The organism is Aeromonas sp. QDB68 (assembly GCF_027707405.1).
Taxonomy (GTDB): Bacteria; Pseudomonadota; Gammaproteobacteria; order Enterobacterales; family Aeromonadaceae; genus Aeromonas; species Aeromonas caviae.
In genome coordinates this window covers 1-15,676 of the sequence record NZ_JAPCIQ010000038.1, presented here as the reverse complement: position 1 = coordinate 15,676, position 15,676 = coordinate 1, and the positions used below count along the sequence as shown (strand labels likewise).

Here is a 15,676-nt window from a genome sequence, read left to right as displayed (position 1 = left end):
GACGAATATGTCAGCAGATGGCACCGGGACTCATTTTTATGAAGCCCGGCACAAAAATAGCCTCATGAGGCCAATATGGCACCCAATGCCAGCTTGGCCGCCAGCACCAGCATGATGAGACCTACAACAAGATCAATGGCTTGCTGCACCCGGCCCCGGGCAAGCCAGGGGGAGAGTGCCGCCGCCCCGAACGCCAGTCCGTAGAACCAGACCAGAGAAGCCAGCATGGCCCCCGCCGCGAAGGCGGGTCTGAGCTCCTCGGCAAACTGGCTGCCGAAGGAGCCAAGCAGCATCAGGGTATCCAGGTAGACGTGGGGATTGAGCAGGGTCACTCCGAGGGTCATGGCCAGCACGCTCTTCACCCCCATCAACCGGGGCGAGTCCGCCAGGGCCGCCTCCTGGCCGCGCCAGGCACTGCGCAGGGAGCGCACCCCGAACCAGCCGAGGAAGAGCACCCCGCCCCAGGTCAGCAGCGCCAGCCCGATCGGGCTGGCCGCCAGCAGATTGGCGCCGCCGAACACCCCTATCCCGATCAGCACGAGATCGCACAGGCAGCAGAGGGTGGCCGTCAGCAGGTGGTGGTTGCGGTGAATGCCCCGGCTCAGCACGAAGGCATTCTGGGCACCGATGGGGATGATCATGGCAAGGCCGAGGGTAAAGCCTTGCAGGGTAGTGGCGAACATGGGGATGCGTTCCTGTGAAAGAGAGAAACGCACTATAAGGGGGCGCGGGTAATCAGAGAAATTCATTCATTTTCTGATGCATTCATAAAACTGATGAAAACCGGGCCGAAACCACACAAAGAAGGTTGTCAATTGCAGGATCTGACAATTGTGGGGTCACAGCCCCGCCCCGAGAATCGGCGGCAGGATGGGACGGCGCAGGACAGCGGTGATGGCGACAGAGGGGATGCCAGGCGACGAGCCGGTGCCGCCGGGCCTGTATTCACTGCAGCAGGGAGGGGAAGTTGGTGACCACCACCTGCTCCAGGTTCGGCAGCAGGATGCCGCTGCTCACCCCCTTGGCGATGGCCTGGTAGCGGTTCATCGACCCCGTCTTGCGGGTGACCTGATTGAGGTGGTAGTTCACGGTGCGCTCCGTGATGCCGAGGATGCAGGCGATCTCCCCCGATGTCTTCCCTTCGCTGGCCCAGAACAGGCACTCGGTCTCCCGCTCCGTCAGGGGCTCCTGGGGATCGTCCTCCCTCATGCTCTGGCGCACGATCCGGATCGCCGCCTCGAAGATGTAGTTGGACATCCAGGAGAGGATGGGCGAGGACTCCAGCATCAGATCGCTCGACGCCCGCTCCCGGGTGATGAAAGAGAGTATGCCGTTCTCCCCCGCCGCCCCGTGCAGCGGGAACGAGATGCCGTTGCGCAACCCGAATTCCGCCGCCAGCCCCATCACATCCATGCTCCCCTCTTGCAGGAAGCGCGCCTTCTCGTCCAGCCGGTTCCAGTAGATGGGCAGGGTCTGCCTGCGGGCGAGCTGGATGATGGGATCGCATGCCAGCATGTTGTTCAGGGTGTAGGCCTGTACCCAGGAGTCGGGGCACTGGTTGAACAGCACCACCTTGGGCCTTTGCATCGACATGGGCAGGATGAGGGCGAAGCGGTAGTAGTCGTAACCCATTCCCAGGGTGAAGCGGCCGATGAGCTCGGACAACCGGTTGCCATCGGTCACCAGCGTGAAATGTTCCAGGTACTCAAGCAGTTGGTCGCGTGTCATAGGCAAGCCTCCCCTGGCCAAGGCCTTGGATTATAGCGCCTAACCATGAAATGGAGAGACATGAATGCTTGTTTTCAAAGGAAAATTGAAAGAACACCCCAGATGGGAGGTCGAAAACGAGCTCTACCGATTTCGCAACCGCGTCTTCTCCGATCGACTCGGTTGGGACGTGGAATCCCGCCGTGGCCTGGAGCGGGACAACTTCGACAAGCCCGACACCCACTGGGTGCTGATTGAAGACAAGCAGGGGCTGTGCGGCTGCATCCGCCTGCTCAGCTGCGCCCAGGATTACATGCTGCCCAGCATCTTCCCCACCGCCCTCGCTGGCGAAGCCCCCCCGCGCGGCAACGACGTGTGGGAGCTGACCCGCCTCGCCATCGACGCCGACCGGGCCCCTCGCCTGGAGAACGGTATCAGCGAACTCACCTGCGTCATCTTCCGCGAGGTGCTGGCCTTCGCCAGGGAGCAGGGGATCCGCGAGCTGGTGGCCGTGGTCAGCCTGCCGGTGGAGCGCATCTTCCGTCGCCTCGGCCTGCCCATCGAGCGCCTCGGCCATCGCCAGGCGGTGGATCTGGGGGCCGTGCGCGGGGTCGGCATCCGCTTCCACCTGGACGAGCGTTTCGACCGCGCCGTCCATCGCCCCCCTGCAGGGCCATTACCGGCCGCCGGGGGATGCTCTGCTCGCCGTCATCTGAGCAAAAAAAGTCCCGGGACCGGCCCGGGATTCAAGACGCTCGCTATGGTCCGTTTCCACCCCATGCAAAAACGGACTGGATGAGTATCTTATGAATCTCATTTCAGGGCTACTGTCACATCTCACAGGGGCGGCCCCGGAGACGGGCCCCCTCCATGGGGGCGGTCGGGTTGTCCTCTGGCGCTCCCTTGAGTAGCATTCTTGCTGAACTCCCTTTTTTCATAAGGAATGCTGATGAAGACGCTGGACTACAAGCTGCTGCTGGCCCTGGACGCGGTGATCCGGGAGCAAAACTTCGAGCGTGCCGCCCAGCGCCTGCACATCACCCAGTCCGCCATCTCCCAGCGTATCAAGCAGCTGGAGCAGCAGTTTGCCGAGCCGCTCATCATCCGCAGCCAGCCGCTGCAGGCCACGGGGCTCGGCCAGAAGCTGCTGGCCCACTATCGCCAGGTGCGCCAGCTGGAGCTGGAGCTGGCCGGCGAGCTCTCCCCCGACGAGCCCAGGGCCCCCATCCGGGTTAGCATCGCCGTCAATGCCGACAGCCTGGCCACCTGGTTCCTGCCCGCCCTGGCGCCACTGCTGGAGCAATACCCCATCGAGCTGAACCTGCTGGTGGATGACGAGAGCCGCACCCTGGACCGGGTGCGCGAGGGGCAGGCGTTCGGCGCCGTCAGCCTGCAACCCCAGCCGCTGGCGGGCTGCTGCGTCGACGAACTCGGCGAGATGCGCTATCTGCTCACCGCCAGCCCCGCCTTCGTCGCCCGCCACTTCCCGAACGGCCTCACGGCGGCGGCCCTGGCCAAGGCGCCGGCGGTGGCCTTCGATCAGCGCGACGACATGCACATCAGCTACATGGCCCGTCATTTCGCCCTCCCCCCCGGTGGCTACCCCTGCCACACGGTGCGATCCTCCGAGGCCTTCGTCGCCATGGCGGAGCAGGGGCTGGCCTGCTGCCTCATCCCGGAATTGCAGATCCGCCAGCAACTGGAAGAGGGGCGCCTGCTCGATCTCAACCCGGATCACCACCTGGTCGAGCAGCTCTACTGGCACCGCTGGGTGCTGGAGCGGGGGCTGCACAAGCAGATATCCCAGCGCCTGATCCAGCAGGGGCGACGGGCACTGCAACCCCGTTGAGGGGGCCATTCACCTTGGCTTTGGGGGGGTAAAAACGTATAGTGCTGGGCGATTAACCATCAGGTCTCCACTCAGGTTCCCCATTTATGTTCCAAGACAATCCGCTGCTGGCCCAGCTCAAGCAACAAATCCGCGAAAACATCCCCAAGAAAGAGGGTGTGATCCGCGCCTCCGATCGGGGCTTCGGCTTCCTGGAGGTCGATGAGAAGACCAGCTATTTCGTGCCGCCTCCCTACATGAAGAAGGTGATGCACGGTGACCGGGTGAGCGCCCTGATCCGCACTGAAAAAGAGAAAGAGGTGGCCGAGCCGGATGCCCTGCTGGAGCAGGCCGTCACCCGCTTCGTCGGCCGCGTCAAGATGTTCCGCGACCGCCTCAACGTGGTGCCCGACCACCCCCTCATCAAGGACGCCATCAAGGCCCGCGCCAAGAAGGGTCTGGACGAGAAATCCTTCAAAGAAGGGGACTGGGTGGTTGCCACCCTCAAGCGCCATGCCCTGGTGGACGGCAACTTCTCCGCCGAGATCACCCAGCTCATCGCCACCCAGGAAGATCACAACGTGCCCTGGTGGGTGGTGCTCGCGCGCCACAACCTGGCCCAGATTGAACCGGCGGACCTGCCGGAGTGGAAGGTGATCGAAGAGGAAGAGCTGCCCCGCCGGGATCTGACCCAGGTTCCCTTCTTCACCATCGACGGTACCAAGACCAAGGACATGGACGATGCCCTGGCCATCACCAAGCTGGAGAACGGCTGGGAGCTGCTGGTGGCCATCGCCGACCCGACCGCCTATGTGGCCGAGGGGAGCGAGCTGGACAAGGAGGCCGCCCAGCGCGCCTTCACTGTCTACATGCCGGGGCGCAACGTGCCCATGATCCCGCGCACCCTCTCCGACGAGCTCTGCTCCCTGAAAGAGGGCGAGGAGCGCAACACCCTGTGCGCCCGTCTGCTCATCGCCGAGGACGGCCTGCTGCTGGAGGAGACCGAGTTCTTCGCCGCCCGCATCGTCTCCCATGCCCGCCTCACCTATGACGACGTCTCCGACTGGGCCGAGCACGGCAAAGCGCTGGATATCGACGCCGGCGTCCTGGCCCAGCTGCCCCTGATGAAGGCGATGACGGAGGCCCGCATCAAGTGGCGTACCGAGCACGCCCTGGTGTTCCCGGACAGACCCGACTACGACTTCGAGCTGGGTGAAGACGGCGAAGTGCTTGCCATCCACGTGGAGCCGCGCCGCATCGCCAACCGCATGGTGGAAGAGTCGATGATCGCCGCCAACATCTGCGCCGGCCGCGTGCTGGGCAAAGAGGTCGGCTACGGCATCTTCAACGTCCACACCGGCTTTGACGAGGAGTCCCTGGACGGCGCCATCGAGCTGCTCAAGACCGCCGAGGCCCCGTTCGAGAAGGAAGAGATCGCCAGCCTCTCCGGCTTCTGCGCCCTGCGACGCTGGATAGACAACCTGGACACCCGCTGGCTGGACGGCAAGATCCGCCGCTTCCAGAGCTATGCCCTGATGTCCGCCGAACCGGGCGCCCACTACGGCCTGGGTCTGGATGCCTACGCCACCTGGACCTCCCCCATCCGCAAATACGGCGACATGGTCAACCATCGCCTGCTCAAGGCGGTTATCGCCGGCAAGACCCCGGGTGAGCGCCCCAGCCTGGAGCTGACCGAGCACCTGACCGCCTGCCGCCGCCTGCACCGCATGGTGGAGCGCGACATCGGCGACTGGCTCTATGTGCGCTACCTCAAGGCCGATGCGGGCACCGACAAGGTGTTCAACGCCGAAATCATCGACGTGATGCGCGCCGGCCTCAAGCTGCGCCTGCAGGAGAACGGCGCCGTGGTCTTCATGCCCGCCCGCCATATCCTGGACAACAAGGATCGGCTGGAGTGCAACTGGGACAACGGCCGCGTCTATCTGGACAAGACCGAGGTGGTCTACGAGCTCGGCCAGATCATCGAGGTGAAGCTGACCGAAGCGGTGGAAGAGACCCGCTCCCTCATCGCCAAGCCGGCGGTGGATCTGGTGCCGGGTCCGGCGCCGGTGGCCCCTGCCAGCGAGGCCGAAGCCGCGCCTGCCGACGAGGCCCCCAAGGCGCAGTGATCTCCCTGCTTGTCTGCTCTGCAAAAGCCCGCATCCTGCGGGCTTTTTTTATGGCTGCGCTCCGCGGACAGACGGGATGGGAGACCCGCTCGCAGGCCCCTGCCTGCGTCGCGACCGGCAGGGAGGAGCGAGACGGGAGCGGATCAGGATCCGCCATCCGGGCGTCACAAGAGGCCCTTTCGGAACCGATCCTCTCGGGGGAAAAACTGAAAGTGGGTTACAAAATAAATGATTCATTGATGATTAACGATGAACTGCGGCATATCCATCGTCATTACTTGCGAATACGAGGCGACAAACCATGACTCATTTGAGTGCAAAATTTGGTTTTGTGACGACAGTCACGTTGACACCGTATTTGCGCAAACCGCAAAACGAGACGTCAATCACAAAAAATTGACACCCAGAGGCGAGAAGATCGAAATGTAGCCGAAATACAGCGACTGACTGTGATCGTCATCACTATACCGGGAGGGGGGAGGTCGGGGTATTTGAGATCCAGGTCACAAGACACCCCGTTTTCAGCCTAATTTGATCACAAGCTGGTAGATTGAAGTTGCTTAGACGACTGGGATGGGAGTTCGGCAAAACTCGTCATCCCGACTACCACTTTTAATCACACAGGCTTAAAACGGGGTCCCGACATGTTATCACCGGATACCAAAGTCAAGATACAGAATTTTGGACGCTTCCTGTCCAATATGGTCATGCCCAACATAGGCGCCTTCATCGCCTGGGGCTTCATCACCGCCCTCTTCATCCCCACTGGCTGGCTGCCCAATGAAACCTTGGCCAAGCTGGTTGGTCCCATGATCACCTACCTGCTGCCGCTGCTCATCGGCTATACCGGCGGCAAGCTGATCGGGGGTGACCGGGGTGCCGTGGTCGGTGCCATCACCACCATGGGCGTCATCGTGGGGACCGACATCCCCATGTTCATGGGCGCCATGATGGTCGGCCCGCTGGGTGGCTGGGCCATCAAGCGCTTCGACAAGGCGATGGAAGGTCGCGTCAAGAGCGGCTTCGAGATGCTGGTGAACAACTTCTCCGCCGGCATCATCGGCATGTTGCTCGCCATTCTTGCCTTCTTCGTCATCGGTCCCTTCGTCAAGGTGCTCTCCGGCGTGCTGGCGAGCGGTGTCGGCTTCCTGGTGGACAACCACATGCTGCCCCTCACCTCCATCTTCGTCGAGCCGGCCAAGATCCTGTTCCTGAACAACGCCATCAACCACGGCATCTTCTCGCCGCTCGGGATCCAGCAAGCCACCGAACAGGGCCGCTCCATCTTCTTCCTGATCGAAGCGAACCCGGGTCCGGGCATGGGCGTGCTGCTGGCCTACATGGTGTTCGGCCGTGGCGCCGCCAAGCAGTCCGCAGCCGGTGCGTCCATCATCCACTTCTTCGGCGGCATCCACGAAATCTACTTCCCGTACGTGCTGATGAACCCGCGCCTCATCCTGGCGGTGATCGCAGGCGGCATGACCGGGGTCTTCACCCTGACCCTGTTCAACGCCGGTCTGGTCTCCCCCGCCTCCCCGGGCTCCATCTTCGCCGTGCTGCTGATGACGCCGAAAGCCTCCCTCATCGGGGTGCTGCTCTCCATCATCGCCTCCGCCACCGTCTCCTTCCTGGTCGCCGCCGTGTTCGTCCGTGCCCAGCAGCCGGAAGCCGACGAGGCCGATGCCCTGGGTGAAGCCACCCGCAAGATGAAGGCCATGAAGGGTGCCAAGCCCGAGACCACCGCCGCCAAGAAGCCGGAAACCGAGCTGACCGCAGTGCGCAACATCGTCGTCGCCTGCGATGCTGGCATGGGCTCCAGCGCCATGGGCGCCGGCATGCTGCGCAAGCGGGTGCAGGCCGCCGGTCTCGACATCAGCGTCACCAACCGTGCCATCAACAACCTGGACGATCAGGTGGATCTGGTCATCACCCACAAGGATCTCACCGACCGTGCCCGTCTCCATGCGCCGCATGCACAGCACATTTCGCTGACCAACTTCCTCGACAACGCCCTCTATCAGGAGCTGGTGCAGAACCTCAGCCTGGCCAACGCGGCCAACGATGACGTCGCCAACCCGCAACTGCTGGTGGCGGCCAACGACGACAGCTACGAGCCGCAGGAGCCGGAAGTCTTCACCCTTAGCCTGCAGGACGTGCACCTGGGCCTCAAGGCCGATAGCAAGGAAGCCGCCATCGTGACCGCCGGCAAGCTGCTGGCCGAGCGAGGCTATGTGGCACCGGACTACGTCGACGCCATGCTGGAGCGCGAACAGCTGGTCTCCACCTACCTCGGCGAATCCATCGCCGTGCCCCACGGCACCATCGCCGCCAAGGAGCACGTGAAGCGTACCGGCATCGTCATCTGCCAATACCCTGCCGGGGTCGCCTTCGGCGAGGGCGCCGATGAAGTGGCGCGCCTGGTCATCGGCATTGCCGCCCGCAACGATGAACACATACAGGTCATAACCCGCCTGACCAATGCACTGGATGAGCCCGGTCTCGTCGACCGTCTGGCCAGCACCCAGGATCCCCAGGAGTTCCTGGATCTGCTGGGGGCCGAGCAGGCCGCGTAATCATCCGTCATCGTCTTTGGTTGTAGAGGTTAATATCATGAAAACATTGCATTTTGGTGCCGGCAACATCGGTCGGGGCTTCATCGGCAAACTGCTGGCTGACGCCAGCCATCAGGTCACCTTCGCCGACGTCAACGAGACCCTGATCGACCAACTCAACCACCGCCAGGAGTACAAGGTGCACGTGGTGGGCACGGATCAGAAGCTGGACGTGGTGCGCAACGTTGCCGCCGTCAGCTCGGCCGGACACGAGGTGATCGCCCGTATCATCACCGCCGATCTGGTCACCACGGCGGTCGGCCCCAACATCCTGGACAAGATTGCCAGCACCCTGGCCAAGGGGCTGCAGGCCCGCTTCGATGCCGGCAACCTGACTCCCCTCAACGTCATCGCCTGCGAGAACATGGTGCGCGGCACCAGCCACCTCAAGGAGGAGGTACTCAAGTACCTGCCGGTCGCGTATCATGCCACCCTCGAGCAGTGCGTCGGCTTCGTCGACTCGGCGGTGGATCGCATCGTTCCGCCCGCCGCGGCGAACGACGATCCCCTGGAGGTGACGGTGGAGAGCTTCAGCGAGTGGATCGTCGATCGGACCCAGTTCAAGGGGGAGCTGCCCCAGGTGGCGGGCATGGAGCCCACCGACAACCTGATGGCCTTCGTCGAGCGCAAGCTGTTCACCCTCAACACCGGCCACATCGTCACTGCCTACCTCGGCAAGCTCAGGGGCTATCGCACCGTGCGCGAGGCGATCGAGGATCCGCTGATCCGCAGCAAGGTGCGCCGCGCCATGGAGGAGAGCGGGGCCGTGCTGGTGAAACGCTACGGCTTCGACCCGCGCCTGCACGCCGCCTACATCGAGAAGATCCTCTCCCGCTTCGCCAACCCCTATCTGGTGGACGAGATTGACCGGGTCGGTCGCCAGCCGCTGCGCAAGCTGGCGGCGGGGGACAGACTGGTGAAGCCGCTGCTCGGCACCCTGGAATACGGCCTGCCGAGCGATCACCTGCAGGAGGGCATCGCCGCTGCACTGCATTACCGCAATGAGGACGATCCCCAGGCGGTGGAGCTGCAGGCCATGCTGGCGGAACTTGGTCCGGCACGGACCCTGGCCCGCGTCACCGGCCTGGATGAGCACAGCGATGTGGTACGCACCATCGTCGCCCGTTACAACAACTTGAAGTGACCTGATGGGGTGGCGTCACACCGCCCGTGACGGACCCCATACGATACAAACCGGGGGAGGGCCTGCTCTCCCCCTGTCAGCCGGACCCGAAGCACTTATGACCACACACCAGGAAGATGAAGTACTGGAGCGACTGAACGAGCAGGATGGCCCCCGCGGCTTCTTTCTCGAGGTCGTGACCATCCTGGAAGAGGCGGTCGACTCCCTGATGCGGCGAGCCTTTCGTCAGGAGGAGTATGCCGTCAAATACGCCATCGAACCCCTGCTCAACCAGAGCGGCCCCCTCGGCCAGCTGGAGGTGCGCCTCAAGCTCATCTTCGCCCTCGGCCTCATCTCCCTCGAGCGCTATCAGGATCTCGAGGCATACCTGAAGATCCGCGACTTTCTGGTACGCGACCCCAAGGATTACCGCTTCAGCGACAAGCCGGTCCGCGATCTGCTCGAGCGCCTGAATGCCATCCAGCAGGGCAGCATGATGCCGCAGGATCCCCCGGCCAACGAGGAGGACTGGCCCCTCTACCAGATGCAGCTCAACCGGCTCGATCAGATGGTGCGCTCCGCCCTGGTGCTGGCGGTGACCGATTGCGTCACCGAACTCCACAAAGAGAGCCCCATCTGATCTGAGTGGCTCTCCCCTGCACGCCTGGCGGGTGTCATCTTGCCCCCCTTCCCCGCTACACTAGGTCCAACCCCATCACCTGTACGAGGTTGGCATGATTGCTCTCTCCCTCGCCGGAATAGCCCTCATCTCCCTGCTCGCCCAATGGCTTGCCTGGTCCGTGCGCGTTCCCGCCATTTTGTTCCTGCTGCTGAGCGGCCTCTTGCTCGGCCCGGTGACCGGTCTGCTCGATCCCGATCAGTTGCTGGGGGATCTGCTGTTTCCCCTGGTTTCCCTCTCGGTCGCCATCATCCTGTTTGAAGGGGCGCTGACCCTGCACCTGACAGAACTCAAGGGGATCGGCAAGGTGGTACGCAACCTCTGCTCCACCGGCATGGTGACCAGCTTTGCCGTCATCGGCGCCGCCAGCTACTTCCTGCTTGGGCTGGACTGGCGGGTCGCCATGGTGCTCGGCGCCGTGCTGGTGGTGACCGGCCCCACGGTGATCGCCCCCATGCTCAACGTGATCCGCCCGGTCCGGGAGGTGGACAAGATCCTTCGCTGGGAGGGGATCGTCATCGACCCCATCGGCGCCCTGTTCGCGGTACTGGTGTTCGAAGCGGTGCGCCTCGGCAGCCAGGGAGATCTGGTCGGTCATACCCTGCTGGCCCTGGCCAAGACGGTGGGAGTGGGGTCGCTCATCGGGGTCGGTGCCGGCTGGCTCACCACCCTGCTCATCCGCAAGGACTGGCTGCCGGTCAGCCTGCACAAGTTCGGGGTACTGGCGCTGGTGCTGGTGACCTTCACCCTGTCTGACTGGCTCAGTCACGAATCCGGCCTGCTGGCGGTGACGGTGTTCGGCATCTGGCTCGCCAACCAGGAGGGGCTGGATCTGGAGGAGGTGCTGGCCTTCAAGGAGGATCTCGCCGTCATTCTCATCTCCTCCCTCTTCATCCTGCTGGCGGCCCGCCTCGATCTGGCCCAACTCTGGCAGCTCGGCCCCATGGTGCTGGCCCTGTTGTGCGTGGTGCAGTTCGTGGCCCGCCCGCTCTGCATCCTGGTCTCGACACGGGGGTCGGAACTGCCCTGGCGCGCCCGCGCCCTGCTCGCCTGGATAGCCCCCCGGGGCATAGTGGCGGCGGCGGTCAGCGCCTCCTTCGCCATCAGCATGCACGAGGCCGGCATCGAGGATGCCGACAAGCTGGTGCCCCTGGTGTTTGCGGTCATCATCTTCACCGTGGTGCTGCAGAGCCTGACGGCCACGCCATTGGCCAGATTGCTCGACATGCGCCAGAGCGCCCCCAATGTCTGGCTGCTCATCGGCGCCAACTCGGTGGCCCGGGCCATCGGCAAGGCGCTGGCGGATCAGGGGATCCCGGTGCAGCTCTCCGATCCTGCCTGGGAGCACTGCAAGCTGGCCCGCATGAGCGGCCTGCCCTGCTACTTCGGCAACCCCCAGTCGGAGCACGCCGAGCGGCACCTGCCGCTCACCAGCATCAGCACCGTGCTGGCGCTCTCTCCCAGCCGCCACAACAACGCCCTCGGGGTGCTGCACTTCGCCCACCTCTACGGGGAGGAGAAGGTCCACTCCCTGCGTTCCAGCGAACAGCACGGCAAGGCCAACCGGGAGAGCGCCACCTTCCGTGCCCGCCAGAACCTGTTTGGCGCCGACATCAACTTCGCCAGGCTGAGCGGCCTGCTGAGCCGGGGCGGGCAGATCAAGGCGACCCGCCTGAGCGACACCTTCGACTGGGACCAGTATCAGGAAGCCAATCCCGGCGCCATTCCTCTGTTCGTGCTGGATACCAGGGCCAGACCCAGTGTGGTCACCGGCCCTGTCACGCCGCTGCCCGGGGAGCTGCTGATCGCCCTGCAACCGCCCCGTGAGGGGGCGACGGCGCCCTGATCCGATGACGGCGCCACCGGGAAGGAGAACTAGACTTGAGGGTGGCGCCATGAGTCATAGGAGGATGTCATGACAGTCAGTGAATTGCGCGCGCTTCACCAGCAGCACAGGTTCAAGGAGGCGGAGATCATGCACGACATCGTCTCCCCCGGCTGGATCGTGGAGTTCAGGGGGCAGGACGGCCACCTCTACGTGATGACGGACACCCTGGGGTGCCCCATGAGCTTCTCGTCCACCGAGGAGGCACGGGACCACATCCATCTGGTGGCTGACTGCCCCGTCCAGGTCGAGCACCTCTACCGCTTCTTCGAACGCTGAGCACCCATCGAAAAAGGCTCCCGAGGGAGCCTTTTCTCATTCCGGCTGCGTGGACTCAGCCTCCTTTCCCTCCAGCCTCCTCACCGGCTTTTGCAGAATAAGGTTCGCCGGATAGGTGACCAGATCGCCGTTGTCATCCCGCACCCGCACGTAGAAGAGGCCGATCTCGGTGATGATGCCGGTGACGGAGTCATCCTTGTCGAGGATGCGGATGCGATCGCCAATCTTGTAGGGGAAGGCGAAGAAGATGGTAATGCTGGAGGTGATGTTGGAGAGGATCGACCACTGGGCCACCATGGCGACCCCCAGCACCGCGAAGAAGGAGGAGGCGAGCACCACCAGCCGGGAGAAGTCGAGCCCCCAGACCCCGGCCAGGATCAGCAGGGTGGCGCAGCCCAGCAGGAAGTGGAATACGTGCTCCACGTAGAGTACCCGGTTCTCGCTCACCTGCCGGCTCTGGCCAAGGGCCATCAGGCTCTTGTGAATGAGGCCGCGCACCAGGGTGTGCCCCAGCAACAGCAGCAGGGTCACGCCAAAAGATTCCCATGTCGTCATGTTCACTCCTTACCACCAGCGCCTGTGCTTGAGCCAGACCGCCAGTCCGGTCGCCAGCACCAGCAGGAAGCCACAGAACACCCAGAAGGCGGTCGGACTCTCGGCCCCCGGGATCCCCCCCAGGTTGATGCCGAACAGGCCGGTCAGGAAGCTGGCGGGCAGGAACAGCAGCGCCATCACCGACATCTGGTAGGCACGGCGGTTGGTCGCCTCCGCCATCAGGTTGTTGATCTCGTCCGCCAGCACGGCGGTGCGCGCCACCCCGGCATCCAGATCGTCGAGCCAGCGCCGTAAGCGGTCGGCGATGTCGAGCAGGCGTCGCCTGTCATCTTCGTCCAGCCAGCTGATCTTCTCGTTGGCCAGGCGCGCCACCAGATCCCGCTGGGGGGAGAGGTAGCGACGGATCATGATGAGCTGCTTGCGGATGCGCGCAAGCCGACCGTTGGCGGGCAGGTCGCGCATCAGCACCATCTCTTCCAGATCCAGGATCTGGTCGTGCAGCTCCTCGACGAACTCCCCGGCCCGGTCGGTCAGGGCGTCGCATATCTCCACCAGCCAGTCGGCGGGAGTGTCGGCACCGCCCCCCAGCGACAGCTGCTCGAACACATCTTTCTCGGAGAGCAGCGGACGACGTCGGCTGCTGATGATGAGATCCGGCGTGATGAAGATCCGCAGGGCCACCATCTCTTCAGGCCTGTGATCCTTGTTGTGGTTGATGCCGCGCAGGATCAGCAGCACCGTCTCCCCCATCCGCACCAGCTTGGGACGATTGCTCTGGCCGAGCAGGGCCTCCCGGGCCGCCTCCCCCAGCAGCGGCGTCTGCAGCAGCCAGCGCGCCGACTCAGGGTTGCCGTAGTCCAGATGCAGCCAGCCGGGCTGGGCACAGGGGATCTCGCTACCTTCGGCCAGCGGGGTCATGCCCCCCTTGCCGTCCAGGGTCAGGCCATAAATCGCGTCACCGGGCACCCGATCCATCTCGTCTCCTTCTCGTTTCATGTGCAGGCCCCAGCTTACACCAAAGGCGGGGACGACTCAGCCCCGGGGCAGCCGCCCCGCACCAGCCATGCTAAGATGCGCCACCCGTTCCAGACACAGGAAGCCATGCCATGCCCATCTGGGTTGATGCCGATGCCTGCCCCATCCCGGTCAAGGAGATCCTCTACCGCGCCGCCCACCGCGCCCAGGTGGTGACCACGCTAGTGGCCAACCAGGGGCTCAAAGTCCCCCCTTCCCCCTTCATCAAGACCCAGCAGGTGGAAAAGGGCTTCGATGTGGCAGATCATGTCATCGCCCAGCAGGTCAAGCCAGGCGACCTGGTGATCACCGGCGACATTCCCCTCGCCTCCTGGGTCATCGACGCCGGGGGCGAGGCGCTCAATCCCCGGGGCGAGATCTACACCCGGGAGACCATCCAGGCACGGCTCGGGATGCGCAACTTCATGGAGGAGCTGCGCTCTGCCGGCGTCCAGACCGGTGGCCCTGCGCCCTTCAACGCCGCCGACAAGCAGCGCTTCGCCAATGCGCTGGACAAGTGGCTGGTCAGGGGCAAGCTGAGCTGATCACCCTCTCCCCGGCCCACCGCCGGGGAGAGCCATTCATTTCCCTTTTCCCTTAATTCTTCCTTAATGCTCCTTGATTAGCCTTGCGACTGTTGACCCAACCACCCGCAAGGAGCAAGCAATGAAACTGACCCCCCTGTTGTTACTGATCCCCCTGTTGAGCGGCGCAGCCCTGGCCGACCCCCAATGCACCCAGGCCGACAAGAGCAAGTGGATGAGCGAAGCCGACGCCCAGCAGCAGATCAAGGCGATGGGCTACGACATCAAGAAGTTCAAGGCCACCAAGACCGGCTGCTACGAGATCTACGGCTGGGACAAGGAGAAGCGCAAGGTCGAGATCTACTTCGACCCGACCGACCTGAAAAAGGTGAAAGAAGAGATCGACGAGTAACGCCGCCCCGGGCCGGTCTTCCCCCGGCCCCCACCATGGAGCCTTGCCATGACACCTGCCTCTGAAGTGAAAGTCTGGGATCCCCTCATCCGGGTGTTTCACTGGGCGACCGTCACCCTCTGCCTGCTCAACTTCTTCGTGCTGGAAGAGGGCAGCAAACCCCACAGATATGCTGGCTACGCGGTGGGCATCCTGCTCATCATCCGCCTGCTGTGGGGGCTGGTCGGCCCCTATTACGCCCGCTTCGGCCAGTGGTGGCCAACCCCTGCCCGGGTCCGCTACTACCTGCGCCAGCTCGCCCAGGGGCGCCACCCCTACTACCTCGGCCACAATCCGGTCGGCTCCCTGATGATCTGGTTGCTGCTGCTGTCCCTGGTCGGGACCGTCGTCACCGGCTGGCTCACCACCTGGGATGCCTTCTGGGGCGAGGAGTGGCTGGAGGAGCTGCACGGCATCATCGCCAACACCCTGATGGCCGCCGTTGGCATCCATGCGGCCGTGGTACTCCTGACCGATCGCCTCACCCGCAGCGATTTGGTCCGCGCCATGGTGCTTGGCAAAAAGCGGGTCCCCGCCAACATCAAGGTGGAAGACCCCCGCGCTTGATGGCCGGGCTGCCGACCAGTCCCCTCCTCTGTTCACCCGCTCATCTGCCCAAAAAAATCTATGGTCACCCCCTTTTTTGCAACCTTGATTTCGGGTGTTGTGGTTGGCTTGCTTAAATCTATCCGGCGTCTTGATGGAGAATGTTCTCCGCGCCACGATGAGAATCGCGCCTGACTGTCCTAAAAAGACCCTCGGCCTAGAAAGCCTATTCTTTTGCCAGGTTATCAGTCAGGCCGGTATGCCGTTCACGTCATCCAATATCACAGTCGCAAAACCAGGTGGGTGTGTCAGTACAAAAGTAAATAGGGGCGCGTCAGGTTGGC

Annotated in this window: 15 protein-coding genes; 11 read left to right on the top strand and 4 right to left on the bottom strand. The window is 63.6% G+C overall.

Features of this window, described 5'->3' with window-relative positions:
- Positions 1-62: 62 nt before the first annotated feature.
- Entirely contained in the window at positions 63-683 is a 621-nt protein-coding gene (gene lysE / locus PG892_RS12565; protein ID WP_041214378.1) for an L-lysine exporter, read from the bottom strand.
- 262 nt (positions 684-945) lie between these two features.
- A complete protein-coding gene (locus PG892_RS12560; protein WP_010672766.1) occupies positions 946-1,728 on the bottom strand; it encodes a LuxR family transcriptional regulator in 783 nt (260 codons plus the stop codon).
- A 64-nt stretch (positions 1,729-1,792) separates the two neighbouring features.
- Here PG892_RS12560 and PG892_RS12555 point away from each other — a divergent pair, with 64 nt between their 5' ends.
- The 8 genes from PG892_RS12555 to PG892_RS12520 all read left to right on the top strand — a co-directional run bounded on the left by PG892_RS12555 (position 1,793) and on the right by PG892_RS12520 (position 12,242).
- Complete coding sequence (locus PG892_RS12555) at positions 1,793-2,506, top strand: acyl-homoserine-lactone synthase (protein WP_373871654.1); 714 nt, start codon at positions 1,793-1,795, stop codon at positions 2,504-2,506.
- Positions 2,507-2,656: 150 nt separating this feature from the next.
- Positions 2,657-3,556 (top strand): LysR family transcriptional regulator ArgP, encoded by a 900-nt coding sequence (locus PG892_RS12550; RefSeq protein WP_010672764.1) that lies wholly within the window; start codon positions 2,657-2,659, stop codon positions 3,554-3,556.
- An 86-nt stretch (positions 3,557-3,642) separates the two neighbouring features.
- Positions 3,643-5,664 (top strand): exoribonuclease II, encoded by a 2,022-nt coding sequence (locus PG892_RS12545; protein ID WP_223933581.1) that lies wholly within the window; start codon positions 3,643-3,645, stop codon positions 5,662-5,664.
- A gap of 644 nt (positions 5,665-6,308) precedes the next feature.
- The gene (locus PG892_RS12540; protein WP_223933579.1) at positions 6,309-8,237 is read left to right on the top strand and encodes a PTS mannitol transporter subunit IICBA; all 1,929 of its coding nucleotides are present in this window, start codon (positions 6,309-6,311) and stop codon (positions 8,235-8,237) included.
- Positions 8,238-8,274: 37 nt separating this feature from the next.
- On the top strand, positions 8,275-9,420 hold the full coding sequence (locus PG892_RS12535) for a mannitol-1-phosphate 5-dehydrogenase (protein ID WP_052815685.1): 1,146 nt from the start codon (positions 8,275-8,277) through the stop codon (positions 9,418-9,420).
- 97 nt (positions 9,421-9,517) lie between these two features.
- Complete coding sequence (locus tag PG892_RS12530) at positions 9,518-10,039, top strand: MltR family transcriptional regulator (RefSeq protein WP_010672759.1); 522 nt, start codon at positions 9,518-9,520, stop codon at positions 10,037-10,039.
- 94 nt (positions 10,040-10,133) lie between these two features.
- Positions 10,134-11,924, top strand: a complete 1,791-nt coding sequence (locus PG892_RS12525; protein ID WP_223933577.1) for a cation:proton antiporter — start codon at positions 10,134-10,136, stop codon at positions 11,922-11,924.
- 69 nt (positions 11,925-11,993) lie between these two features.
- Positions 11,994-12,242 (top strand): hypothetical protein, encoded by a 249-nt coding sequence (locus PG892_RS12520; RefSeq protein ID WP_010672757.1) that lies wholly within the window; start codon positions 11,994-11,996, stop codon positions 12,240-12,242.
- A 36-nt stretch (positions 12,243-12,278) separates the two neighbouring features.
- Here the strand turns inward: PG892_RS12520 and PG892_RS12515 are convergent, their stop codons facing one another.
- On the bottom strand, positions 12,279-12,797 hold the full coding sequence (locus PG892_RS12515; protein ID WP_223933575.1) for a mechanosensitive ion channel domain-containing protein: 519 nt from the start codon (positions 12,795-12,797) through the stop codon (positions 12,279-12,281).
- A 9-nt stretch (positions 12,798-12,806) separates the two neighbouring features.
- The gene (gene zntB / locus PG892_RS12510) at positions 12,807-13,772 is read right to left on the bottom strand and encodes a zinc transporter ZntB (protein WP_200164895.1); all 966 of its coding nucleotides are present in this window, start codon (positions 13,770-13,772) and stop codon (positions 12,807-12,809) included.
- 131 nt (positions 13,773-13,903) lie between these two features.
- Between zntB and PG892_RS12505 the strand changes: the two genes are divergently transcribed.
- The 3 genes from PG892_RS12505 (at position 13,904) to PG892_RS12495 (ending at position 15,353) form a co-directional block, all read left to right on the top strand.
- On the top strand, positions 13,904-14,356 hold the full coding sequence (locus tag PG892_RS12505; RefSeq protein ID WP_223933573.1) for a YaiI/YqxD family protein: 453 nt from the start codon (positions 13,904-13,906) through the stop codon (positions 14,354-14,356).
- A gap of 121 nt (positions 14,357-14,477) precedes the next feature.
- Complete coding sequence (locus PG892_RS12500) at positions 14,478-14,747, top strand: PepSY domain-containing protein (RefSeq protein WP_010672753.1); 270 nt, start codon at positions 14,478-14,480, stop codon at positions 14,745-14,747.
- Positions 14,748-14,795: 48 nt separating this feature from the next.
- Complete coding sequence (locus tag PG892_RS12495; RefSeq protein ID WP_039039770.1) at positions 14,796-15,353, top strand: cytochrome b/b6 domain-containing protein; 558 nt, start codon at positions 14,796-14,798, stop codon at positions 15,351-15,353.
- Positions 15,354-15,676 lie beyond the last annotated feature (323 nt).

Bases quoted from the DNA above. Each gene is read 5' to 3' on its own strand.
- lysE (WP_041214378.1), bottom strand. From the start codon at position 683: ATGTTCGCCACTACCCTGCAAGGCTTTACCCTCGGCCTTGCCATGATC.
- PG892_RS12560 (WP_010672766.1), bottom strand. From the start codon at position 1,728: ATGACACGCGACCAACTGCTTGAGTACCTGGAACATTTCACGCTGGTG.
- PG892_RS12555 (WP_373871654.1), top strand. From the start codon at position 1,793: ATGCTTGTTTTCAAAGGAAAATTGAAAGAACACCCCAGATGGGAGGTC.
- PG892_RS12550 (WP_010672764.1), top strand. From the start codon at position 2,657: ATGAAGACGCTGGACTACAAGCTGCTGCTGGCCCTGGACGCGGTGATC.
- PG892_RS12545 (WP_223933581.1), top strand. From the start codon at position 3,643: ATGTTCCAAGACAATCCGCTGCTGGCCCAGCTCAAGCAACAAATCCGC.
- PG892_RS12540 (WP_223933579.1), top strand. From the start codon at position 6,309: ATGTTATCACCGGATACCAAAGTCAAGATACAGAATTTTGGACGCTTC.
- PG892_RS12535 (WP_052815685.1), top strand. From the start codon at position 8,275: ATGAAAACATTGCATTTTGGTGCCGGCAACATCGGTCGGGGCTTCATC.
- PG892_RS12530 (WP_010672759.1), top strand. From the start codon at position 9,518: ATGACCACACACCAGGAAGATGAAGTACTGGAGCGACTGAACGAGCAG.
- PG892_RS12525 (WP_223933577.1), top strand. From the start codon at position 10,134: ATGATTGCTCTCTCCCTCGCCGGAATAGCCCTCATCTCCCTGCTCGCC.
- PG892_RS12520 (WP_010672757.1), top strand. From the start codon at position 11,994: ATGACAGTCAGTGAATTGCGCGCGCTTCACCAGCAGCACAGGTTCAAG.
- PG892_RS12515 (WP_223933575.1), bottom strand. From the start codon at position 12,797: ATGACGACATGGGAATCTTTTGGCGTGACCCTGCTGCTGTTGCTGGGG.
- zntB (WP_200164895.1), bottom strand. From the start codon at position 13,772: ATGGATCGGGTGCCCGGTGACGCGATTTATGGCCTGACCCTGGACGGC.
- PG892_RS12505 (WP_223933573.1), top strand. From the start codon at position 13,904: ATGCCCATCTGGGTTGATGCCGATGCCTGCCCCATCCCGGTCAAGGAG.
- PG892_RS12500 (WP_010672753.1), top strand. From the start codon at position 14,478: ATGAAACTGACCCCCCTGTTGTTACTGATCCCCCTGTTGAGCGGCGCA.
- PG892_RS12495 (WP_039039770.1), top strand. From the start codon at position 14,796: ATGACACCTGCCTCTGAAGTGAAAGTCTGGGATCCCCTCATCCGGGTG.